General features: G+C 72.6%; 19 protein-coding genes and 2 tRNA genes. 4 read left to right on the top strand and 17 right to left on the bottom strand.

What is annotated here, in order from left to right; all coding sequences use genetic code 11:
- Window positions 1–95 precede the first annotated feature (95 nt).
- Window positions 96–437 carry a DUF7882 family protein gene (locus ACZ4TW_RS07040; protein WP_465541513.1) on the top strand — a complete coding sequence of 114 codons (342 nt, stop codon included), beginning with the start codon at window positions 96–98 and terminating at the stop codon, window positions 435–437.
- A 3-nt stretch (window positions 438–440) separates the two neighbouring features.
- Here the strand turns inward: ACZ4TW_RS07040 and ACZ4TW_RS07035 are convergent, their stop codons facing one another.
- The 8 genes from ACZ4TW_RS07035 to serS all read right to left on the bottom strand — a co-directional run bounded on the left by ACZ4TW_RS07035 (window position 441) and on the right by serS (window position 8,741).
- Entirely contained in the window at window positions 441–902 is a 462-nt protein-coding gene (locus ACZ4TW_RS07035) for a hypothetical protein (RefSeq protein WP_465541512.1), read from the bottom strand.
- On the bottom strand, window positions 899–3,268 hold the full coding sequence (locus ACZ4TW_RS07030) for a molybdopterin oxidoreductase family protein (RefSeq protein WP_465541511.1): 2,370 nt from the start codon (window positions 3,266–3,268) through the stop codon (window positions 899–901). The genes ACZ4TW_RS07035 and ACZ4TW_RS07030 overlap by 4 nt, the downstream gene beginning before the upstream one ends.
- Before the next feature lie 92 nt (window positions 3,269–3,360).
- Window positions 3,361–3,449, bottom strand: a tRNA-Ser gene (locus ACZ4TW_RS07025).
- Window positions 3,450–3,539: 90 nt separating this feature from the next.
- On the bottom strand, window positions 3,540–4,841 hold the full coding sequence (locus ACZ4TW_RS07020; RefSeq protein WP_465541509.1) for an LCP family protein: 1,302 nt from the start codon (window positions 4,839–4,841) through the stop codon (window positions 3,540–3,542).
- Window positions 4,842–4,880: 39 nt separating this feature from the next.
- A tRNA-Ser gene (locus tag ACZ4TW_RS07015) sits at window positions 4,881–4,965 on the bottom strand.
- Window positions 4,966–5,127: 162 nt separating this feature from the next.
- Window positions 5,128–6,597 (bottom strand): LCP family protein, encoded by a 1,470-nt coding sequence (locus tag ACZ4TW_RS07010; protein WP_465541507.1) that lies wholly within the window; start codon window positions 6,595–6,597, stop codon window positions 5,128–5,130.
- Between the two features lie 78 nt (window positions 6,598–6,675).
- On the bottom strand, window positions 6,676–7,476 hold the full coding sequence (locus tag ACZ4TW_RS07005; protein WP_465541505.1) for an HAD family hydrolase: 801 nt from the start codon (window positions 7,474–7,476) through the stop codon (window positions 6,676–6,678).
- A complete protein-coding gene (gene serS / locus ACZ4TW_RS07000; protein WP_465541858.1) occupies window positions 7,473–8,741 on the bottom strand; it encodes a serine--tRNA ligase in 1,269 nt (422 codons plus the stop codon). The genes ACZ4TW_RS07005 and serS overlap by 4 nt, the downstream gene beginning before the upstream one ends.
- Before the next feature lie 109 nt (window positions 8,742–8,850).
- On the opposite strand from serS, the gene ACZ4TW_RS06995 reads away from it, so the two are divergent.
- Window positions 8,851–9,921, top strand: a complete 1,071-nt coding sequence (locus ACZ4TW_RS06995; RefSeq protein ID WP_465541503.1) for a diacylglycerol/lipid kinase family protein — start codon at window positions 8,851–8,853, stop codon at window positions 9,919–9,921.
- A gap of 6 nt (window positions 9,922–9,927) precedes the next feature.
- Here the strand turns inward: ACZ4TW_RS06995 and ACZ4TW_RS06990 are convergent, their stop codons facing one another.
- From ACZ4TW_RS06990 to pheA, 3 genes are read right to left on the bottom strand one after another with little or no spacing between them, the layout of a single operon-like run.
- Window positions 9,928–10,248 carry a hypothetical protein gene (locus ACZ4TW_RS06990; RefSeq protein ID WP_465541501.1) on the bottom strand — a complete coding sequence of 107 codons (321 nt, stop codon included), beginning with the start codon at window positions 10,246–10,248 and terminating at the stop codon, window positions 9,928–9,930.
- Window positions 10,245–10,868, bottom strand: coding sequence for a hypothetical protein (locus ACZ4TW_RS06985; protein ID WP_465541499.1), 624 nt, complete (start codon window positions 10,866–10,868; stop codon window positions 10,245–10,247). The genes ACZ4TW_RS06990 and ACZ4TW_RS06985 overlap by 4 nt, the downstream gene beginning before the upstream one ends.
- Window positions 10,869–10,873: 5 nt before the next feature.
- Window positions 10,874–11,833 carry a prephenate dehydratase gene (pheA, locus tag ACZ4TW_RS06980; RefSeq protein ID WP_465541497.1) on the bottom strand — a complete coding sequence of 320 codons (960 nt, stop codon included), beginning with the start codon at window positions 11,831–11,833 and terminating at the stop codon, window positions 10,874–10,876.
- A gap of 124 nt (window positions 11,834–11,957) precedes the next feature.
- Here pheA and ACZ4TW_RS06975 point away from each other — a divergent pair, with 124 nt between their 5' ends.
- Window positions 11,958–13,250: a DUF445 domain-containing protein gene (locus ACZ4TW_RS06975; protein ID WP_465541495.1), complete on the top strand. Its 1,293-nt coding sequence runs from the start codon at window positions 11,958–11,960 to the stop codon at window positions 13,248–13,250.
- Window positions 13,251–13,308: 58 nt separating this feature from the next.
- Window positions 13,309–14,940 carry a phosphoglucomutase (alpha-D-glucose-1,6-bisphosphate-dependent) gene (gene pgm / locus ACZ4TW_RS06970; protein WP_465541493.1) on the top strand — a complete coding sequence of 544 codons (1,632 nt, stop codon included), beginning with the start codon at window positions 13,309–13,311 and terminating at the stop codon, window positions 14,938–14,940.
- On the opposite strand, the gene ACZ4TW_RS06965 is transcribed toward pgm, so the two are convergent.
- The 6 genes from ACZ4TW_RS06965 to ACZ4TW_RS06940 all read right to left on the bottom strand — a co-directional run bounded on the left by ACZ4TW_RS06965 (window position 14,941) and on the right by ACZ4TW_RS06940 (window position 22,931).
- Entirely contained in the window at window positions 14,941–16,260 is a 1,320-nt protein-coding gene (locus tag ACZ4TW_RS06965; RefSeq protein ID WP_465541491.1) for a nucleotide disphospho-sugar-binding domain-containing protein, read from the bottom strand.
- Window positions 16,257–18,425, bottom strand: a complete 2,169-nt coding sequence (locus tag ACZ4TW_RS06960) for a glycosyltransferase (protein ID WP_465541490.1) — start codon at window positions 18,423–18,425, stop codon at window positions 16,257–16,259. Before ACZ4TW_RS06960 ends, ACZ4TW_RS06965 begins: the two co-directional genes overlap by 4 nt.
- Before the next feature lie 140 nt (window positions 18,426–18,565).
- Window positions 18,566–19,948: an amidase domain-containing protein gene (locus tag ACZ4TW_RS06955; RefSeq protein WP_465541488.1), complete on the bottom strand. Its 1,383-nt coding sequence runs from the start codon at window positions 19,946–19,948 to the stop codon at window positions 18,566–18,568.
- 138 nt (window positions 19,949–20,086) lie between these two features.
- Window positions 20,087–21,367 carry an MFS transporter gene (locus tag ACZ4TW_RS06950; RefSeq protein WP_465541487.1) on the bottom strand — a complete coding sequence of 427 codons (1,281 nt, stop codon included), beginning with the start codon at window positions 21,365–21,367 and terminating at the stop codon, window positions 20,087–20,089.
- A gap of 35 nt (window positions 21,368–21,402) precedes the next feature.
- Window positions 21,403–22,221, bottom strand: a complete 819-nt coding sequence (locus ACZ4TW_RS06945; RefSeq protein WP_465541485.1) for a M15 family metallopeptidase — start codon at window positions 22,219–22,221, stop codon at window positions 21,403–21,405.
- The gene (locus ACZ4TW_RS06940) at window positions 22,221–22,931 is read right to left on the bottom strand and encodes an amidase domain-containing protein (protein ID WP_465541483.1); all 711 of its coding nucleotides are present in this window, start codon (window positions 22,929–22,931) and stop codon (window positions 22,221–22,223) included. Before ACZ4TW_RS06940 ends, ACZ4TW_RS06945 begins: the two co-directional genes overlap by 1 nt.
- Window positions 22,932–23,084 lie beyond the last annotated feature (153 nt).

The raw sequence follows: 23,084 nt of genomic DNA, 5'->3' as shown, positions 1-23,084 counted from the left end.
GCTTCGCCTCGGAAGGGAGGATCATGGGAGTACGGGTCCCGTCACCGGAGCGCCGCCTCGGCGCCCCGCCACTCGCCCCGGGAGGGGACGGCATCGTGGGCGTACTCATCATCGGCACCGGCACGCGGATCGAACTCGACGACATCGTCCTGCATCACGCGTTCGCGGTGATCGTCGCCAAGCTCCGGCGCAAGGAGCCGGTGCTGCTCAACTGGGGCCCGGCCGATGACGGCCACGAGTACATGCTCGTCAATCCGTCCACCGACATCGCGGCGACCTACGACCACGACGACCGCACCCCCCTCGACAAGGGCCTGCTCGAACGGCTGATGATGGCGGCCAACAGCACCGCCGGCCTCTGCCTGACCACGATCGCCGAGCAGTACTCCATGCGCCATCCGGTCGGTACGACGACCCACGCCCAGCCATCGGCGTGAATCTCACCGGGCCGCCACCAGCACCTGCGGTGCCGACTGCTTCATGCGCGTGACGAGCCACGCCAGCTGCACCGCGGTCTCGTGGTCGCAGTCCTCGACGACGCCCAGCAGCTCGGAGTCGCGAAGGGCCTGCGCGGCCTGCTTCACCATGACCCATGTGACGTCCACCAGCGTGGCGAGGAGGTAGAGGTCCTGCAGGTCGCGCAGCATCCCGAGGGGACCGGTCCGGGGGTCGCCCACGCCGTCGTGGTGGAGCCGCTCGGGCTCGTGGCCCGCACCCGCCGTGCCGTAGCGCTCGACGACGGGCGCGAGCTTCGCCCGGTGCGCGTCGCACTGCGACGCATGCGTCAGGCACAGGAAGTGGATGTCGGGCTCCGCGCCGTGGGCGTCGGCGATCCGGCGGTACGCCTCGGCGAGCGTGCGCTCGGACCTATCGAGGAGAGAAAGGTACACGGGCAGCTTCATCGTTCCCCCTTCGCCAGGGTCACCTGCACGGCGGCGGTCTTGTACACGGGCTGCTTCGAGACGGCATCCCACTCGGTGATCGTCAGCTCGTTCGCGGCGGTCGGATGCCGCTCCTCGTCGCCCGGCGACGTGTCCCAGTACCCGTAGTGGAACGGCGCGAACACCGTGCCCGGCCGGATCCGCGTGACGCGCAGCGGTGCGACGATGCGGCCGCGGCGGGAGCGCACCTCGACGATATCGCCGTCGACGAGGCCTCGCTCCGAGGCATCCGCCGCCGCCATCTCGAGCCAGACGGATGGCGCCGCCGCGTCGAGCTCGGGCGAACGCCCGGTCTTCGTCCGGGTATGGAAGTGATGGACGGCGCGACCCGTCGTGAACGCCAGCGGGTACTCGCGGTCGGGCGACTCGTGCGGGCCGGTGTACGGTGCGGACTTGAGGATGGCGCGACCGTCGGCGCCGAGGGCCGCGAAGGCGTCGGGTCCGACATCCGCCCCGGTCAGCAGGTCGTGCCCGTAGTTCTCGCACTCGTCGCGATGCGTCGGGAACCGCCCGTCGGCGTACAGCCGCGCGGTGCTCGTCGTCTCGCCCTCGCGGCGGGGCCACTGGACGCCGTGCGCGCGCCGGAGGTCGTCGTACGAGATGCCCGTGTAGTCGCACGGGCGTCCGCGCGAGCACTCCTGCCACGCGCGGTACGCGTCCTCGGGCTGCGTCCACTCGAGGAGCGGTCGCCCGTCGGTGCGGCGGAAGTCCATGCGACGGGCGTAGTCGAGGAAGATGTCGAGGTCGGGGCGTGCCTCGCCCGGAGGGTCGACCGCCCGCTCGGTGAGGTGCACCGTGCGCGTCGTGTTCGTGAACGTTCCGGTCTTCTCACCCCACGCCGCCGCGGGCAGCACGACGTCGGCGAGCGCGGCGGTCTCGGTGAGGTAGAGGTCCTGCACGACGACGAACGCCTCGGGCTTCGACAGGATGCCGCGGATGCGACCGAGTTCGGGCAGGGATACGGCGGGATTGGTCGCCGAGATCCAGAGGAAGCGGATCGAGCCCTCCTCGACCCAGCGGAAGAGCTGCATGGCGTGGGTCGGCGGCGCCCAGTGCGGGATGACCGTCGAATCGACGCCCCACAGGTCGGCGAGCTGCTGGACGTGCGCCGGGTTCTCCCAGTTCCGGAACCCCGGCAGGTCGCCGTCGGCGCCGCACTCGCGGTTGTTCTGCGCGGTGGGCTGGCCGTTCATCTGGAGGATGCCGGCGCCCGGGCGACCGATCATGCCCCGGAGCAGGTGCAGGTTGTTCACCTGGCACGACGAGGCCGTCGCCTGCGCGGACTGGTAGAACCCCTGGAGCACCGTCGAGAGCACGCGATCGGTGGTGCCGAAGATCCTCGCGGCCTCGCGGATGTCGGCGGCCTCGACCCCGCACACGTCGGCGGCTCGCTCGGGCGCCCACTCCGCGACCTGGCCGCGCAGCTCCTCGAGGCCGACGGTGTGCTCGGCCAGCCACGCGTCATCCGCCCACCCGCTCTCGAGGACCTCGCGGACCAGCGCCAGCATCAGCGCGAGGTTCGTTCCCGGCTTCACCGCGAGGTGCACCGTCGCGCGCTGCGCCACGGGCGTGCGTCGGGGGTCGACGACGACGAGCACGGGAGGCTCCGGTCCGTCGAGGCGGTCGAGCACCCGCGCCCACGCGACGGTCTGGGTGGCCGCCACGTTGTGGCCGTACAGGAACAGCGCCTCGCACTCGTCGATGTCCTCGTAGCAGCCCGGCTGGCCGTCGGCGCCGAACGACTCCTTGAGCGCGAACGCCGCGGTGGCCGTGCACAGCCGCGTGTTGCCGTCCATGTGCGGCGTGCCGATGCCCGCCTTGCCGATGATCGCGAGCGCGTAGTACTCCTCGAGCAGCAGCTGGCCGCTCGTGTAGAAGCCGTGGCTGAGCGGGCCCACCTCGTCGAGCAGCGCCCGGCTGCGCTCGACGATCAGCCCCATGGCCTCGTTCCAGCTCACGGGCACGAGCACGCCGTCGCGCCGCACGAGTGGCGTGGTGAGCCGGTCGCGGTTCGCGACGCCCTGCCAGCTCGCGTAGAGGCCCTTCGGCCCGAGTCGTCCGCGGTTGATCGGGTCGTCGGCGTGGCCGCGCACGCCCACCATCCGCCCGTCCTTCACGGCGATGTCGCACCCGCAGCCGTTGCTGCAGAGGACGCACGCCGAACGCACCCAGCGGTCGACGTCGCCCTCGGCGACCCCGTCGGCGAGCAACTGGTCGACCCGGTCGGGCCAGGCTTGGCCGCGCCCGAAGGGGGTTCGCTCTCCCCAGACATCGTCGATCCGGGAACGCCGACCAGGCGACCCGGCGGTCGTGCCGTGCTCGATCATGCGACGACTGTCGATCACGGCGGCGGCTCGGGCAACCCCCTTGCGAGCAGCGCCGTCGAGCGCCTCAGCGGGCGAGCGATGCGGTTCGTGAGCGGAGACGGCGGGATTTGAACCCGCGGTCCCCTTACGGGGACTCCACCTTAGCAGGGTGGTGCACTCGACCGGACTATGCGACGTCTCCTCGCGGACACCCGAAGGCGAACGCGACTGCCATCATAACCGGCATCCGGTCGAAAGACGATTCGAGCGAGCGGATGCGGCGCGGGCGCGCTTACTGGTCGGCCAGCGATCGACCGGCCGAGCAGCGCGTCTCGGCCGCCGTCTGGCCGCTGACGTCACTCGGGAGGGCCTGCTGCGTCGGCGCGGGGGCCTCGCTCGCGGGAGTCTCGGTCGTGGGCGCCTCCTCGGCCGGCGCCTCTTCGACCGGAGCCGCGGGCTCCGCGGGCACGGCGTTGGGGTCGGTGGCCGAGGCGAAGGTTGAGTCCTGCTGCGCGGCGGCGTCGAAGGCGACCGGCACGTCGTCCTGGAGGGCGAGGTTGACGATCTCGGCCGAGTCGGTCGGCATGACTGCGGCGTACCCGTCGACGTAGCCCGTCGGGTACTGGATGAACGCGATCTTGGCGAGGTCGGTGTCCTTGAGCGCCTTCGCGATCGAGACCATGCGAACCGGGTCCATGAGGCTGTCGGAGAGCTGCATGTTGGCGAGCGCAGCCTTGGCGATGCCGTAGAGCTTGACCGGGTCGGAGTAGGTGCCGTCGCTCTGGAGCTTGCGCGCCAGCGCGGAGAGGAAGACCTGCTGGTTCGAGATGCGACCGAGGTCGGACCCGTCGCCCACGCCGTGGCGCGTACGGAGGAACTGCAGGGCCGCGACACCCGAGAGCGAGTGCGTTCCGGCATCGAGGAAGGTGCCGGTGTACTCATCCTCGATGGGCTCGGCGACGCAGACCTCGACGCCGCCCACGGCCTCGGAGAGGCCCGCGACGCCCATGAACTGGACGATGCCCGCGAAGGGGATGGTCACGCCGGTGAGCTCCTCGACGGTCTTCACCACGCACGGCATGCCGCCGTGCGAGAGCACCGAGTTGATCTTCGCGTCGTAGAGCTCGGACAGTTCCTCGCCCGGGTTCTGCGGGTCGTCGCACGCGGGCACGTCGACGAGCATGTCGCGGGGGAAGCTGATGACCGACGCGTGCGAGTGATCCTCGGCGATATGCATGAGCATCGTGACGTCGTTGAGGACGGCGGTCTCCTCGGTGGGATCGCCGAACCCGTCGCCCTGCCCCTGGCGGCTGTCGCTGCCGACGATGAGCAGGTTGACCCCGCCCTCGATCGCGCCGACGTCGGGCACTCCGGACAGGACCTCCTCATTGCCGAGCGTGACGCTCGGCTTCGCCGTGGCGGCGAGGTCGAACCCGGCGTACGCCGCGACCGCGGTGCCCGAGACGAGCACGACCGCGACGGCCGAGGCGACGGCCTTCGTCACGGTCGACCAGATGCCATGGCGGCGCAGCCGGCCGTGGCGGGCGAGTGCAGGAGGGGCGTCGGAACGCGCGGGGGGCGTCGATCGGCTCACTCAGGCGGCTCCTCTCTCGTCGTCGGTCGCCTTCGGATGCGGAGGGCGTGGGATTCGAACCCACGAGGCATTGCTGCCCACTGGTTTTCAAGACCAGCTCCATCGGCCGCTCGGACAGCCCTCCTCGCCCGGCACGCGGGCGCTCCGCGGTGTTCCGCGGCGCGTCATCGGGCGGGCAGGCCCCGATTCTAGCCGAAGCACATCCCAGACAGACTTCCACGCGCAGGCTGAAAAGGTCCTGCTAGCGCCGGTCGCGTCGGCCGATGACGGCGGCGCGGATCCGGCCTCACCCCCCGTTCGCGGTGGCGCAGCGGACCTCCCGGGCCGTCTGCCCGGTGACGTCGCCGGGCAGCGCCTCGGCGTCCGGCGTGGGCGGGGCCGTGGCGGATGGCGCGGGCGTCGCACCGTCGGCCGGCGGCAGCGCGGCATCCGTCTGCACCGGCACCTCGCCGGTCTCGGCGGGCGGCGCGCCACCGGCGGCCGCGTTCGGGTCGACCGTGCCGAAGGAGGCGTTGCCCGTCGCCGACGGGTCGAAGCCGACCGGCACGTCACGCTGCAGTGCCGACGCGAGGACCGCGGCGGACTCGGAGGGAACCACCGCGGACATGTCGGAGGTGTACACGGTCGGGAACTGGACGAACGCGATCTTGTCGAGGTCGATGGCCTGCATCGCCCACGCGACCGAGACGAGCCGGCCCGGATCCTGCAGCGCCTGCGAGAGCGTCATGTTCGCGAGGACGGCCTTCGCGATCGAGTACAACCGGACCGGGTCGGCGAGCGTGCCGCTCGACTGGAGCTTGCGGGCGAGCGAGGCCAGGAAGGTCTGCTGGCTCGAGATGCGGCCGAGGTCGCTCCCGTCGCCCACGCCGTGCCGCGTGCGGAGGAACGCGAGGGCCTGGTAGCCCGACAGCGAGTGCGTGCCGGCCTCGAGCTGCAGGCCCGACCAGGGGTCGTCGATGGGGTCGACCAGACACACCTCGACGCCGCCGACGGCTTCGGAGAGCGCGGCGACGCCGTCGAACTCGACGATGCCGCCGACGGGGATCGTGATGCCGAGCAGCCGCTCGACCGTGGCCGCCACGCAGTTGAGGCCGCCGTCCTTGAGGATCGAGTTCATCTTCACCCCGTACTGCTCGGAGAAGCCGGGCCCGTCCGGGTTCGCCGGATCGGGGCACGCCGGGACGTCGACGAGCATGTCGCGCGGGAAGCTCACGACCTCGACGTGCGAGTGGTCCTGCGAGATGTGCACGAGCATCGTCACGTCGTTCAGCACGCCCGAGTCGATGTCGGGGTCGCCGAACGCTCCGCTCTGCGGGCGCTTGTCGCTGCCGACGAGCAGGAAGTTGAGCCCGCCCTCCATCGCGCCGATGTCGGGCACGTCCTCGAGGATCTCCTCGCTCTCGAGCTGCACGGCGGGCTTGATCTCGCGCACGACGTCGACCACGGCGAACGCGCCGATCGCGCCGGCGCTCACGGCCACGATGGCGACGCTCGCGCCCACGACCTTCGCGATCGTGCGGCCCGCGCCGTGGCGCGCGAGGCGACCGTGGCGTGCGGGCGGGAGCGCCGCCTCGGTCATCACGGGCGCGGGGATGGGGCCGGTGGACGGCGCCGGCGGCACGAGCAGCAGCGGCTCGGCGAGCGGCCCCTCGGTCGAGGCGTCCAGCGCGGGCGCGTCGTCGAGCGCGTGATCGTGCGACGCGTCATCGCCGACCGGCGGCGCGTCGTCCCTCGGCTCGGAACCCGACTCGTTCACGCCCTCCCCCGGGGCGATCCTACTCGCGGAACCCCGGATCACGCCCGAGATCGGCGAGAACCGCGTTGCCGGCGCGCCTCAGGGGAGCGAGTCGAGCACGGCCGCGAGCCCGGCCTCGTGGATCGTGCCGGTGCGCTCGGCGGCCGCGGCGATGACCTCGGCGGGCGCCTGCCCCATGGCGATGGCGCGCCCCGCGGCCTTCGCCCAGTGGAACATCTCGATGTCGTTGCGCCCGTCGCCGACGGCGATCACGCGATGCAGCGGCACGTCCATCCAACCGCGCACGCGCTCGAGCGCAGTGGCCTTGTTGACGCCGTCGGGCGCGATGTCGAGCCACGCGGTCCAGCCGATCGCGTAGCTGACATGGTGCAGGCCCATGCGCTCGACCATCGCGAAGAACTCGTCGAGGTCGTGGTCGACGGAGGTCGCGACGACACGAGTGGCCGGCTGCCCGAGGAGCTCCTCGAACTCGACCTGGCGGGCCCGCTCGAGGTTCCAGTCGGTCATGCCCTCGGTGAACAGGCGGTACCCGTCGCCGAGCTCCACGAGGAAGCGGCCCTCGGGCAGCACCTCGCGGATGCGCTCGAGCACGGCGGTGGGGTCGAACGTCTCGACGTGCGCGCGCACCCACCCCTCGGGCGATTCGGGGTCGCGGCGCATGGTGATCGCGCCGTTCGCGGTGACGACGTAGTCGGGCTGCAGTTCGAGGTGCTCGAGCACCGGCTTCGTGGTCGACCACGAGCGCCCGGTCGCGAGCGTCACGAGGTGGCCGCGGGCGACGGCGGAGGCCACGGCGTCGGCCACGCGCGGGTCGATCGTCTCGTCCTCGTGCATGATCGTGCCGTCGACGTCGAGTGCGACGAACCAGCGCTCGCTCATCGCTCGACGGGGCGGAGCACCTCGAGGCCGCCGAGGTACCCGCGCAGGGCCTCGGGCACGACGACCGAGCCGTCCTCCTGCTGGTGCGTCTCGAGGATCGCGACGATCCACCGGGTGGTGGCGAGCGTGCCGTTGAGCGTCGCGACGGGCGCGGTCTTCCCGCTCTCGGTGCGGTGGCGGATGTCGAGGCGGCGTGCCTGGAACGTCGTGCAGTTCGAGGTCGAGGTGAGCTCGCGGTACGCCTGCTGCGTCGGGACCCAGGCCTCGACGTCGAACTTGCGCGCCGCGCTGGAGCCGAGGTCGCCCGCGGCGACGTCGATCACGCGGTACGCGAGGCCGAGCGCCTGCAGCATCTCCTCCTGCCAGCCGAGGAGCCGCTCGTGCTCGACCTCGGCATCGGCCGGGTCGACGTAGGAGAACATCTCGAGCTTGTCGAACTGGTGCACGCGGATGATGCCGCGCGTGTCCTTGCCGTGGCTGCCCGCCTCGCGGCGGTAGCACGTCGACCAGCCGGCGTAGCGGATCGGGCCGGCCGACAGGTCGAGGATCTCGTCGGCGTGGTACCCGGCGAGCGCGACCTCGCTCGTACCCGTGAGGTAGAGGTCGTCGGCCGGCAGGTGGTAGACCTCCTCGGCGTGCGCACCGAGGAACCCAGTGCCCTGCATGACCTCGGGGCGCACGAGCGTGGGCGTGATGAGCGGCGTGAAGCCGTTCGCGATCGCCTTGTCGAGGCCCATGTTCATGAGGCCGAGCTGCAGGCGTGCCCCGACGCCCTTGAGGAAGTGGAAGCGCGCCCCCGACACCTTCGCGCCGCGTGGCATGTCGATGGCATCGAGCAGCTCGCCGATCTCGAGGTGGTCGCGCGGCTCGAACCCGAACGCCGGGATCTCGCCGACCTCGCGGAGGATGTCGAAGTCCTCTTCACCGCCGGTGGGCACGCCCTCGATGACGACGTTGCCGAGGCGCTGCACGGCGGCGGTGAACGCCTCCTCGGCGGTCGTGGCCTCGGCGTTGGCCTGCTTCACCTTCGCCGCGAGGTCCTGCGCCTGCGCGACGAGGGCCGCCTTCTCCTCCTTCGGCGCCGTCGCGACCTGCTTGCCGAACGCGTTCTGCTCGGCGCGGAGCGACTCGAACGCGGCGATCGCGGCGCGGCGCGCGGTGTCGGCGGCGACGGCGTCGTCGACGAGCGAGGCGGACTCGCCACGCGCCTCCTGCGAGCGCTTGACCAGGTCGGGGCTCTCGCGGAGCAGCACGGGGTCGATCACCCGTGCAAGTGTAGTCGCGGCATCCGCCCTCGCCTTCGGCCCCTCGCCCACGGCGCCGCTGTGCCGCAACCCCGGGGTGGGCCGCGCCGTCATGCCCTAGATTCGACGCATGAGTGCGGGCAGCGAAGAGCGAACGGATGCCGCGGGCGGGGCCAAGCGGGCGGCGGTGATCTTCAACCCGGTGAAGCAGGGCGTCGACGAGCTGCGCGCCGTCGTCACCGAGGTCGAATCCCAGCAGGGATTCGGCACGACGCTGTGGATCGAGACGACCGAGGAGGACCCCGGCACCGGCCAAGCCCGCAAAGCCGTCGAGGAGGGCGTCGACCTGATCATCGCCGCCGGCGGCGACGGCACCGTGCGCGCGGTCGCCGAGGGCCTGGAGGATGCGGAGATCCCCGTCGGCCTGATCCCGCTCGGCACGGGCAACCTGTTCGCGCGCAACCTCGAGATCCCCGTCAACGACATCCCGGCGGCCGTGTCGCTCGCCTTCACCGGCGAGGACCGCCCGGTCGATGTGCTGCGTGCCCGCGTGCGCCGGCCCGACGGCACGATCGAGACCGAGGTGTCGCTCGTCATGAGCGGCATCGGGTTCGACGCGGCCATGATCGCGAACACCGATCCCGACCTGAAGAAGCGCGTCGGATGGCTCGCCTACGTCGACGCCGGGATCCGCGCCATCCCGAACTCCGCCCCCTTCCGCGTCGCCCACCGCATGGACGACGGTCGCACCCACCGGTCGCGCGTCGCGAGCGTGCTCATCGCGAACCTCGGCTACCTGCCCGGCAACATCGAGCTCATCCCCGAGGCATCGATCGACGACGGCCAGCTCGACGTCGTGCGGCTGCAGCCGCGCAACTTCTGGGGCTGGCTCATGGTGTGGCGCAAGGTCGCCTGGGAGAACCGCGTGCTCCGCAAGAGCGCGCTCGGGCGGCAGCTCATCGACCTGACCGGCGGGAACAAGCGCCGCGAGGTGGTCTACTCGAGCGGGCGCACCATCGACATCGTGATCGACGGCGGCCCCGAGGAGTTCGAGATCGACGGCGAGGAGCGCGGGCAGATCACCGCCGCCCGGTTCACCATCGACCCGAAGGCGCTGGTGGTGCGGGTCGCGGAACCGCCGAAGCCGAAGCAGGCCGACGAGGCCGTCGCCGACGAGCCCAAGGAGGCCGTCGAGCAGTAGGGCGGCTCAGCGGGCCCCGGGCGAACCGCCCGCGGCGCGGGGCCGGGCCGACCCGCGCGCCCGCACGATCGCCGCGTACCGGGCCCCGATCACGATCGGCAGCCCGAGCAGCGCGGCCACGAGCAGCGTCGCGGCCGCGGGCCCGACCAGGTACGGCAGGATGAACATCAGGGCGAGCGAACGTTGGTCGCGCGACGTGTCGATCGTCACGCCCTCGATGGTCGTGGCCTCCACGTTCCACGAGATCACGCGCCAGAGGACCACGCCCGCGACCACGGCGAGCACCGCGAGCACGATCACCGATCGGTCGAGCACCGCGCGGATCACGGCGCCTCCCCGGCCTCCGTCGCCTGCGGCGACCGCAGCCGGCGCGCCCGGCGCACGCCGTCGGCGATCGTGAGCGCGACGATCCCGAGCAGTCCCGCCGAGAGCAGGCTCGGCGCGGCGAACTGGGCGAGCGACCGCACCACGATCTCGGACTCGCCGCTCGGCATGCCGAAGGGGTCCTCGACCGAGACGACCGACCACACCAGACCGGCGCCGAGGAGCGTCGCGGCGCCCGCGACGGCCCAGGCGATCCAGAAGGCGACCCTGAGGATCTGCGCCGCCTCGGCCTCAGCCTCGGTCTCGGTCCCGGGCTCGGTCCCGGGCTCGGCGCCCGCATCGGTGTCGGGGCCGAGGCCGGGCTCGGCGTCGGGGCGGGGGTCCCCGCTCGGATCCGGGACGAGCCCGAGCTCGACCGCCGCCTCCCCCTCGGGAGCGGGGTCGACCGGCACCGGTGCCGCGGCCGGCGGGTCGGCGGGCACCGCGTCCCCGGCCTCGGGCGTCGGGCGAGCCGATCCGGGCTCGGCCGGCGCCGCGACATCCGGGTCGCCCCCCGACCAGCCGCGCTGGAACCGCGCGTCATACCGTGGATCGAACTCCGGCCCCGTCGCCGAACCCGACATCTCGCTCAGTCCTCCCCGGGTTCCCCGCTCAGGATGCCGCGCAGCCAGTCACGCGCCTCGATGAAGATCTCGTCGTCGTACTTGGAGTGGTACTCGACCTCGCGCCGGTCGGCGCGCGGGTACGAGCCGAGGAAGATCACCTTGGGGCTGAACCGCCTGAGGCCGAGCAGGGCGTCGGCGACGCGTTCGTCCTCGACGTGCCCGTCGAGGTCGATGACGAACCGGTAGCGGCCCATCTCATCGCCGATCGGGCGCGACTGCAGCAGCGACATGTTCACGCCGCGCGTGGAGAACTGCTCGAGCATCGCCAGCAGCGACCCGGGCTCGTCGTCGGGCAGCTCGACGATGAGGCTCGTCTTGTCGGCGCCGGTGCGCGGCGTGATCGTCCGCGACCGGCTCACGAGCACGAACCGCGTCATCGCGCGCGGGTTGTCCCCGATCTGCTCGGCGAGCACGTCGACGTCGAGGTGGTCGACGATGCCGGGCGGGGCCACCGCGGCATCCGCCAGCCCGTTCTCGAAGAGGGATGCCGCCGCCTGCACGTTGCTCGTCGCGGGGAGGTGCGCGTGGTCGGGCAGGCTGCGCTCGAGCCAGGCCCGCGACTGCGCGTACGCGACGGGATGCGCGTTGACGACGCGCACCTCGTCGAGCCGCGTGCCGGGGCGCGCGACGAGCACGAAGTTCACGGGCACGAGGTACTCGCCCACGATGCGGAGGCCGGGCACCGTGGCGAGCGCGTCCTGCGTGGCCGAGACGCCGCCGTCGACGGAGTTCTCGATCGCGATCATCGCTGCGGTCGAGCGGCCGGCGACGACGTCGGCGAGCGCCTCCCCGACGTTGTTGACGCTGCGCCAGTGCATGCCGGCCGCCTCGGGCACCTGCTTCAGCGCGGCCTCGGTGAACGTGCCCGCCGGCCCGAGGTACGAGTAGGTCTCGTCGGGTCGTGGCGCAGCGGCATCCGTCATGCCGACCAGCCTACGGCGCTGCATTTCTCAGGAGATATTCGGCGCGTCGAGGCAGGGTGCGGCGTGGCGTCCTGAGAAACGTGGCGTCAGCGGCGAACACTCCTGAGAAAGGGATGGTGCCAGCATGAGTGCGACGACGACGGATGCCGCGGCGACCCGGCCGCCGCTGCCCACCGACGAGGAACGCCGCATCGCCCTGCGGCGCATGAAGCGGCTCGCGACGAGCCTGCTGCTCGTGGCCGCCGCGGTGTTCGCGGTCGCATTCCCGCTGCAGGACTCCGTGCCGTGGATGGGGTTCGTGCGCGCCGCGGCCGAGGGCGCGATGGTGGGGGCCATCGCCGACTGGTTCGCGGTGACGGCGCTGTTCCGCCGTCCGCTCGGACTGCCCATCCCCCACACGGCGATCATCCCGCGCCGGAAGGACGAGATCGGGGCCGCGCTCGGCGCCTTCGTCGAGGACGAGTTCCTCTCCGACGCCGTCGTGGCGGGCAAGCTCCGGTCGATGGGCGTCGCCCGGCGGCTCGGCGAGTGGCTGCGCGAACCCGCGCACGCCGAGCGCGTGACGGCCGAGGCATCCGTCGCCGGCCGCAGCGTGCTCGCCCTGCTGGCCGACGACGACGTGGCGAACGTGATCGAGCAGCTCGCCCGCAGGCACCTGCTCGAACCGGAGTGGGGACCCGCCATCGGCCGCATCGGCGCGCGACTCGTGGCCGCCGACCAGCAGCGCTCCGCGGTCGACGCGGTGCTCGAGCGCGCCGAGGCGTGGCTGATCACGCACCCCGAGGCGTTCGGCGCCATGGTGTCGAGCCGACTGCCGAAGTGGATGCCCGGCTTCGTCGGCGGCCTCGTCGACGACAAGGCCTACCGCGAGGTGCTCGCGTTCGCGCGGTCGGTCCGCGACGATCCCGACCATCCGCTGCGCCACGCGATCGACCACTGGCTCGCCGACCTCGCCGACGACCTGCAGTACGACCCCGTCATGATCGCGCGCGTCGAGCGCCTGAAGGCCGACCTCGTCGACAGCCCGCGACTGCGCGAGTTCGCCGGCGAGGTGTGGGGGTCGGTGAAGGTCTCGCTCGCCGCGTCGCTCGAGGACCCGGGCAGCGAGCTGCGCGCCGGCGTGCGGTCGGCGCTCATGGAGGTGGGCGCGCGGCTCGCGACGGACCCCGAGCTCGCCGGCAAGGTCGATGTGTGGGTGACGGATGCCGCGGCCTACGTCGTCGGCAAGTACCGCCACGAGATCGCGGGGGTCATCACCGAGACCGTCGAGCGGTGGGACCCGACCGAGACCACGGAGAAGATCGAGCTGCAGGTGGGCCGCGACCTGCAGTACATCCGAATCAACGGCACCGTCGTGGGAGCGCTGGCCGGGCTCGCGATCCACGCGATCGCGACGGCGGTGCAGTCGCTGGCGTGACATCCGGATGCCTCGGCAAGGGGTGTCGCACGGCGAGGCGGCGGGGCAGACTGGGGGCATGCACGAGCGAGCGGGCACCCCGGCGACCGAATCCGACCTGATCGACGTGGAGGCCCTGCTCAGGGCGTACTACGACCTGCATCCCGATGTCTCGATCCCCGAGCAACGCGTGGTGTTCGGCACGTCGGGCCACCGCGGGTCGAGCCTCAACACGGCGTTCAACGAGGACCACATCCTCGCGATCACGCAGGCCGTCGTCGACTACCGGAACAGCCAGGGCATCACCGGTCCGCTGTTCATCGGCGCCGACACGCACGCGCTCAGCGGTCCGGCGCAGACGACGGCGCTCGACGTGCTCGTCGCGAACGGTGTGCGCGTGCTCTCCGACGAGTACGACGACTACGTGCCGACGCCGGCGCTCAGCCACGCCATCCTGAAGTGGAACAACGACCCGGCGACGCGCGCCGAGGGCGATGCCGACGGCATCGTCATCACGCCGAGCCACAACCCGCCGCAGGACGGCGGCATCAAGTACAACCCGCCGCACGGCGGGCCGGCCGACTCCGACGCGACGAGCTGGATCGCGAAGCGCGCGAACGAGCTCATCGAGGGCGGCCTGCACGACGTCAACCAGGCCGAGCCCAGCGCGGTCGAGACCTACGACTTCCGCGGCTCCTACGTCGAGGATCTGGCGCAGATCATCGACTTCGACGCCATCAAGCGCAGCGGCATCCGCATCGGCGCCGACCCGCTCGGCGGCGCATCGGTCGGCTACTGGGGCGCCATCCGCGACCGGTACGGGATCGACCTCGAGGTCGTGAACGAGAAGGTAGACACGCGCTGGGCGTTCATGACCCTCGACTGGGACGGAAAGATCCGGATGGATCCGTCGAGCCCGAATGCGATGGCGTCGGTGCTCGCCAACCGCGACCGGTTCGACATCCTCACCGGCAACGACGCCGACGCCGACCGGCACGGCATCGTGACGCCCGACGGGGGCCTCATGAACCCCAACCACTACCTCGCGGTCGCGATCGAGTACCTGTACACGCACCGGCCCGGCTGGCCGGCCGACGCGGCGATCGGCAAGACGCTCGTGTCGAGCTCGATGATCGACCGCGTCGCCGAGTCGCTCGGCCGGAAGCTCGTCGAGGTGCCCGTCGGGTTCAAGTGGTTCGTGCCGGGCCTCATCGACGGCTCGGTGGCCTTCGGCGGCGAGGAGAGCGCCGGAGCGTCGTTCCTGCGCAAGGACGGCACGGTGTGGACCACCGACAAGGACGGCATCCTGCTGTGCCTGCTCGCGTCCGAGATCCGCGCGGTGACCGGCAAGAGCCCGTCGCAGCTGTACGCCGAGCTCGTCGAGCGGTTCGGCGACCCCGCCTACGAGCGCACGGATGCCGCGGCATCCGCCGCCCAGAAGGCGGCCCTCGGCAAGCTCGACGGCGACGCCATCTCGGCCACCGAACTGGCGGGCGAGCCGATCGTCGCGAAGCTGTCGTCGGCGCCCGGCAACGGCGCGGCGGTCGGCGGCGTGAAGGTCGCGACCGAGCACGCGTGGTTCGCGGCGCGCCCGAGCGGCACGGAAGACGTGTACAAGATCTACGCCGAGTCGTTCAAGGGGCCCGAGCACCTCGCCGAGGTGCAGGCCGAGGCGAAGCGGATCGTCGACTCGGCGCTCGCCTCGGGCTAGTCAGCTCACGCGCTCGAGGCCGAGCGTGTCGTCGAGGGCGTCGAACGCGACCTCCGGGCCCGGGCGTCCCGACTGGGCCGCCGCGAGCGCATCGAGCCGTTCGCGCGGCCCGCCGTCGAGGCGGAGCGCGTGCTGCAGGGCCCCCGCGAGTTCGTCCGCCGTGGCCGCGTTGGGGTCGAGCGCGAGGCCGAACCCGCTCCGCTCCACCGCCGCGGCGCCGGCGAACTGATCCGTGGAGAACGGCAGTACCACGAGCGGGACCCCGCACCCGAGCGCCTCGGTCACCGAGTTGTTGCCGCCGTGCGTCACGGCGACCGCCGCGGCCCGGAGCAGTCGCACCTGCGGCAGGTACGGGCGCACGAGCCAGTCGGATGGGAGGTCGCCGAGCTCACGCGGGTCGGCTGAGCCGGTCGCGACGGCCGCCCTCAGGCCGAGCGACCTGAGCGCGTCGGACACTCGCCGCAGCACGTCGGAACGCACCGAGAGGAAGCTGCCGAAGCTCACGTAGGCGAATGGGCCGGCGGTCCCCAGCCATTCGGCGACGTCGTCGGACTCGGGCTCCTCGCGGAGCGCCGAGCCGAGGAAGCGGTGCGGCGGGAGCAGCGCCCGCCGCGCGTCGTCGACGAGCTCCGCCGGCGAGTTGTAAAGCACGAGCGCCCCGTGCTCCGCGAACGCGTCCGCGGTCGGCGGAAACGAGGGATCGAGCTCGTGCGCGGCCCGGTTCCACTCCTCCGCGAAGCGGTCGGAGACCCGCTCGCACAGCGGCCGCAACGCTGCGAGCCCCGCGGGGTCGGGACGGAACGCCGCCGGCCACTCGGGCGGGTACCCGTACACCTCGTTCCCCACCGGGAGCGCACTCGGATGTCCCAGCACGACGTCGCCGTACGGAACGCCGGCCGTCTCGAGGCCGAGGCGCGCACTGAACGCGAGGTGGTCGACCAGCACCTGGTCGGGGTTCACCTCGTCGACGACCCCCTGGGTGGCCCGCGCCGTCGCGACCGGCTCCCACATCAGGTCGGTGAGCCGCTCGATCGCCTGGTAGCGCAACGTCGCGACCGCGCCCTCGCGGGTGGCGGCGAAGAAGCCGCGCAGGGAGGCGCCCTCGTCGACGGGCTGCTGGTCGGCTCGGATGACACCCGGATTGGAGCCGCGACCGAGGCGCAACTCGCGTCGCTCGAGGCCGAACGTGTCCGTGATGCCCGCGGTGGCCGGCCCCGACGCCACCACCACGCGCTCGCCGCGATCGCGCCATGCCGTCGCGAGCGTGGCCAGCGGCAGCAGGTGCGACGCGTAGTCGGGGCTGATGACGAGAAGCGTCATGACGCCGCCGTCCGGTCGCCGACGTCGAGCAGCGCCGCCTCGTCGCGCGCGACGCCGCGGTAGACGTCGGCGAGCGTGCGCGCCATCCGCTGGATCGTGAACTGCTCGCGAACCGTTGCGCGCGACCGGTCGGCCCGCTCGTCGTCCCCCTCAGCGGCGGCGGCGGACACGGCGGCCTCGAGCGCCCCGGCCAGCCGCGCGGGATCCCACGTGGCCGTGAGCAGGCCCGTGTCGCCATCCGCGACGTAAGTGGCCGGTCCCCCGCCGTCGGGCGCCACCACGAACAGTCCCACGGCCATCGCCTCGAGCAGGGCGAGGCCGAACTCCTCCTTGAGGCTCGCGCACGCGTACACGCCGCGCGGCGCGGCGAGCCCCGGCACGCCGAATCGGACGGCGGCCAGCCAGCGCGCGGTCACGTCGTTCGGCCGGTGGCCCGCCAGGATCAGGCCGGCGGCCGCCCGCCCAGCCGACGGGACGATCGCGTCGATGAGGTCGAGCTGCTCGCGTTCGTCGGCGGACGGCCGCTCGAGGTCGCCGCCGATGACGAGCAGGTTCACCCGATCGGCGAGCGGCCCGGTCGCCCACGCGTCCACGAGCGCCGCCGTGCCCTTGACCCGGTGCACGCGGCCGGCGGTCACGATGAGGGGCAGTCCGCGGCGCTCGTGCGGGAGCGCCTCGAGCACACGACGGAGCTCGGCCAGGGCCGGCGGCGGCGCGGCTCCTCGTGCGTGCGCCGACGCCTCGTCGAGCGCCGCCTCGGCCGTGACGAGGTCGACGCCCTCGGGCACGATCGTGTGCCGCTCGGCATGCGCCTCGAGGTCGATGCCGACGAGGCGGTGGAGCTCGTCCCGGAGATGCGGGCGCGGGAACAGGACGGTGTGGGCGGCGTTCGCTGCGAGCCGCTGCACCAGCCTGGCGCGGAACCAGAAGTGCTCGACGGAATCGATGTCGCCGAAGCGGTCACGGGTCAGCCGTCCGGACCGGTCGAGCGAGTCGATGACGCCGTGCGGGTCCGGCGCGAGGCTGAAGACGACGGGAATGCCCAGCTCTCGCGCCACCTCGGACGCCGCCAGGCTGCCGACCTCGGCCATCCGCAGGTGCAGCAGGTCGACGCCACCGGCGGCGCGCACCGCGCGACGGATGCCGCGACGCACCGACACCCGCCACGGCCACGCGTGCGCTGCCGGCACCGGTCCCGATGGCATCGGGATGCGCGCGTAGACGTGCCCGGACGCGGTCGATTCCGCCTCGAGGGAGAGCGCGTCGGCCACCGCGTCCGCGGCCGACCCACGGGAGAGCGTGACGACCCGGCCGACTCGCCCGGCCTGCTCCTCGGTGAGCGCGTCGCCGAGGCGCACCAGGAGGGTGGCGATCCCGCCGTTGTCGCCCGCGCCGGCGGCGCTGAGCTCGGGGTCGATGTCGGCGTGCAGGAACAGCTGGGCGACGGTGCATCCCTCGGTGCGACGCCGGATGGGACGGTCCGCCGCCGAGCGGTCGATGAGCGCGAGCCGGGCGACCTCGGCCAGCGGCCCCTCGCCACCGGCGAGCCGGTGGAGGACCTCGCTCGCCGTGTCGCCGGTCGGACGGTCGCCGAGCGCCGCCGCGGCAGCGGCGCGCACGACGTCGGGCTCCCGTGGGTCCGCGGCGAGTCGCGCCAGGGGCGCATCGGCGAGCCGGGCGTGCACGAGGCCGAGCGTCTCGACGAGGCGCGCTCGCGCCTCGGGCTCGGCGATGCCGAGCAGCGCACCCTCGATCCCGACGACGATGGGCTCGTGGACGGCATCGGCCCACTGCTCGAGCGTCCGCTGCGCGAGCATGCCCGGGAAGCCCCCGGTCGCAACCATCCCGAGCAGCCGGCCGATGCCGTCGAACCGGGGCAGGCCCGAGCCGAGCGCCCAGGCGGCGTGCTCGCGCACGAAGGGCCGCTCGTCGGAGAGCAGCCGGGAGAGCTCCCGACCGGCCTCACGGTCGAGCACGCCGCCGAGCGCGTGCACGGCGGCGATGACGACGAGCTGATCGTCGCCGCGCACGGCGTCGACGAGCACCCGATTGGTGCGGACGCCGGGCTCGCGACCGGCCTCGAACGCGAGGTCGTCCGACAGGCGCATGGCGTCGATCAGCGATGGCGCTCGGCGTACGACGTCGAGCGCGGTCTGGACTCCCATGTCGGACCCCCGGTTCCCCCTGGAGCCGCCGACGTCGGAAGGATCGGCCTCGGCTCGCGCTCAGGCTACTGGGGCGAAGGTGGGGTGTTCCTCCCGACTCGATCAGAGTTGGCTGGGAAGCGGCGCCACGACGCCTGGGGTCAGCTCAGGGAGAAATACGAGACCGTGCCGCCACCCGTGGCGAGGGCCTGGTCGACGTCCCAGTAGTCGGCGTCCTTGGTGTGTCCGCCGACCCAGACCTTGGTGCCGTGGTCGGTGTGCTCCACCCGCGTGACGATCGCGGTGTGGTCGCGGTCGCCCGAGGCGTCCCAGTCGAACTGCGCGATGTCGCCCACCTTGACCTGGTCGCGCTGCGCGTCCGAGAGTGGCGTGGCCCGCGCCGGCTGCGTCAGCAGGTAGTCGCGCAGTGCGGTCGAGCTCGACCATGAGGGCGACATCTGCCGCGTTCCGGCGTCGTAGTACCACGCGCCGTCCATCGCCCAACCGCGCGCGATGAGCGACTGGCTGGCGAAGTTCGCGCAGTCGACGCCGCTCAGCACCGGGTACTGGGCCGAGTTGTACGACGCCCAGTACGTGAGCACGTAGGCGACCTGCGCCTCGATGCCGGGGTCGGCCGTGTAGGTGATCGTGAGCGGGTCCGGCGTCACGGCCGCGCCGGCGGCCGTCGCCGGGCCCTCGGTCGAGGTCGAGGTCGCGGGGGCGGATGGCGCGGCCGGCGTCTCGATGTCGATGGGCGTGCCCGCGGCATCCGTGAGCTGGACCGCGACCTCGCCGCGGACCGCGTCGTCGACCGCGGGGACGGCGAAGGTGATCGCGTCGGGCGTCGCCGCGACGATCTGCGCGGGCGCGCCGGCGACGCTCACCTGGGCGACCGCGTCGAGGTTGCGGCCCTCGACGGTGACCTCGGTCCCGCCCGTGAAGGGGGCCTCCTCGGTGGAGAGGCCGCCGGTCACCACGGGTCGCGACGTGTCGACCTCGGACTCGAGCTCGTCGGCGGCGGCGTCGCCCGCGGCAGCCGCGTCGATCGCGGATTCCCGGGCCTGCTCGGCGGCGGTCGCGGAGGCAGCGTCGCGATCGGCGCCGGAGACGACCACGCCCGTGACGAGGGCACCGCCGACGAGCGTCGCGGCGATCCCGAGCACGAGCGAGCGGCGAAGGCCGCTCGAGGGTCGTCGATTGCCGAGCCGGTCGGCGCGGTGGCGGGGATGCGCCGGGGCAGGCGCCGCATCGCGGTCGGCGGTCGGCTCGGCACTCGCTTCGGCGAGTTCCGGCGCGCGCGGCGCCGTCGAGCGGCGACGGCCGGGCACCTCGGGAGCGACGTCGGGCAGGTCGAGTCCGGCGATCACTGCGGCGACGGACTCGGCGCGGCGACGGGTCGCAGCCGCGTCGTCGTCCACGGGGTCCGCGGCGGGCGACGCAGCCGGCAGCGCGAGATCGAACTCGCGTGCGGCGTCGGGGTGGGGTGCGCGGAAGGTCGAGCGGCGGGAATCGGGCAGGGGGACGTTCTTGGAAGTTTCAGGCACGAGGGAATCGGGGGTTTTCCGTGTCGGCATTCAGGGGGACATGACAGCCCATCACGCTCGCTTGTGAGGATCCCTCGCGAGTACTGGGAGGAACGTGAATGCCGACCGCGACTCGGTTTCAGACCGGGTCGCCGCCGCTCAGGGCTGTGCGACCGGGCGACGGCTCGCGCGCCCGACCGAGATGCCGGCGAGCAGGAGCGGCACCAGCACGAGGATCGCGACCACGTTCACGCCCGCGAACCCGGCGAACCCGAGCACCAGCCCCGAGAAGGCGGCGGAGGTCGCGGCCGCCACGTTCATCGCGGCATCCGTCGCACCCTGCAACGGCACGCGGATCGCCGCCGGCACGCTCGTGGTGAGCAGCGTCGACCCGCCGATGAGCCCGGCCGACCATCCCAGTCCGAGCAGGCCGAGGGCCACGGGGATCAGCGCCATCGAGTCGCCCGCGACGATGCCGAGTACCGTCGCCACGAGCAGGATGCCCCCGCCCATCGCGATCACCCGCGTCGAGCCGATGCGGTCGACGAGCCACCCCATGATGGGGCTCGCGCCGAACATGCCGAGGATGTGGATGCTGATGACGACGCCGACCAGCGCGATCGGCAGGCCGTGGTGCGTCATGTGCACCGGCGTCATGACCATGACGCCGACCATGACGGTGTGGGAGCACACGATCGCGAGGATCGCCAGCCTCGAGCGCGCCTCGCCGAACGCGGTGCGCAGCGCCGCCCACGACCCGACCGCGGCGTCGGAGCCGCTCGCCCCCGCGTCGGCCTCGAGATGGCCGGCGCGGGGCAGCCTGAGTGCGAACGCCGCGATCAGCCCCGAGATCGCGAACACCGTGCCCGACAGCACGAACGGGCCCACGAGCGCCGGAAGCCCCACCGCGCGGCCCAGCTCGTCGCCCGTGGACGACAGCAGGGGTCCGGCCACCGAACCGATCGTCGTCGCCCACAGCACGAGCGACATCGATCGCGCCTCGAAGCCGGGCGTGGCGACCTCGGTGGCCGCGAAGCGCGCCTGGAGGCCGGCCGCCGTCGCGACGCCGAACGCCGCGAGCCCGACGAACACGACGACGACGAAGCCGGTCGCCGCCGCCGTCACCACGAGGACGGCGCCGACGGCCGAGCAGGCGTAGCCCGTCGCGAGCGCGACGTGCCGCCCCGAGCGGACCGCGAGACGCGCCAGCGGCACGGCGGCGATCGCGGCGCCCAGCACGCTCGACGACTGCGACAGGCCGCCCAGCGCCTCGGCCCCGGTCAGCTCCGTCACGAGGATCGCGGCGAGCGCCATGCCGGTGGCCACGCCGACCCCCGCCAGCAACTGGTTGAGGATCAGCAGGCCGAGCTGCAGGCCGTTCCCGCCGCGCCGCGCGGGCGGACGCGCCATCGACTCGGGGGTCGTCGCACCGTCTGCCACTGCGGCAGCCTACGCCCGCGACGGCCGGCCCGCAGCTACTGGTAGGCCGGGGCGGGCGGGAGCCCGAAGAACTCCTCGAGGGTCGTCACACCCGTCTCGCGCATCTCCTCGGCGAGGTCGACGCCGACGTACCGGAAGTGCCACGGCTCGAACTGGTAGCCCGTCACCGCCTGCTTGTCGGCCGGGTAGCGCAGGATGAACCCGAAGCGGTGCGCGTTGTCGCGGAGCCACTGCCCCTCGGGCAGGTCGGCGAAGCACACCTCGATCGAGCACACGCCCGACTCGGCGCCGATGTCGATCGAAAGCCCGGTCTGGTGCTCGCTGAACCCCGGGCGCGCCGTGAGCTCGTCGTCGCCGACGTAGACGTTCTGCTGCGCGGTGTACGAGCGGTAGGCGCTGTTCGAGGCGAGCGAGAGCCCGGCCTCGGCCTTCGCCGCGGCGAAGAGCGCAACGACGGCGTTCGACGCCTCCTGTCGCAGGAGCGGTTCCCACGTGTGCGCGACCGGCACCGACACGAGGTCGCTCGGCTCGAAGTCCATCGGCCGCAGCGGGCGGAGCTTGTCGACGACGACCCAGATGCTCATGGGGTCGTCGATCGAGCGCGCCGCCTTGTCGAACGTGGCGACGGGCGTGGGCGTCGGCGTCGCGGCGGGCGAGGGTCGTGCGACCGTCGGCGAGGGCGTGGGCGTCGACGAGACCGAGGCGGATGCCGCGGGGCTGTCGTCGGGGGCGCCGGCGGCGACGAACAGCGTCGCGGCCGTGATCGACCCGCCGACGACGACCGCGAGCGCGATCGCACCGGCGATGAGGCGGTTCCTGCGGACGCGAGCGGAGACCGGTGCGCGAGGCGGCATCAGCCGGCCAGGCGCCAGTAGTACACCGACGCTCCGGGGTGCTCCTGCGTGATGGCGACATCGACGTCGCGGTAGTCGCTGTCGAGCGTGTGCCCGGCGAAGTAGACCTTGACGCCCGTGCTCGACCGCTCGATGCGCGTGACGACGCCGGTGTGGTCGCGGTCGCCAGAGTTGTCCCAGTCGAACTGCACGAGATCGCCGAGCTGCACCTGGTCGCGCTGGGCATCCTCGAGGGGGGTCGCCAGGTCGGGGCGGCTCGCGAGCCAGTTCCGCATCGCGGTCGAGCTGCGCCAGGACGCCGACGACGAGTACGGGTCGCCGCCGTGGTACCACTGGCTCGACTGCTCCCAGCCGCGCACCACCAGCGATTGGCTGGCGAAGTTCACGCAGCCGTTGCGCTCGAGCACGCCCCACTCCTCGTCGTTGTAGTCCGACCAGTATTGGAGCACATAGTCGACCTGTGCGGCGACTCGGGGGTCGGTGGCGACGTCGACCGTGGCGTCGGCTCCGGCGTCGGTCGCAGGCTCGTCGGCGTCGTCGGCCGGTTCCTCCTCGTCGGGCGTCGCCGGGGCGGTCTCCGCGCCGCGCTGCTGGTCGGGCGTCACCGTGCCGACCGATGCCTGCGGCGGCAGCGGCGGGATCCCGGCGCACCCGCTCGCGCCGACCGCGATGGCGGCGGCGAGTCCGGCGAGGAGGAGAGGTCGGGGCACGTGAGGAACGGTAATCGTCGCTCCTCCGAGGACGCCGGGAGCGGACCCTCCGTTTCATCCGCATCCGCCGCACGGATCCTGCGGGGCGCTCGGGAGTCGGCGCATGCCCATGCGCGATACAGACGACATTGTGAGAGCGCTCTCTTGACATCT

It is taken from the genome of Agromyces sp. NPDC029043, from assembly GCF_055564615.1.
This window is presented reverse-complemented; position numbering and strand designations above follow the sequence as displayed.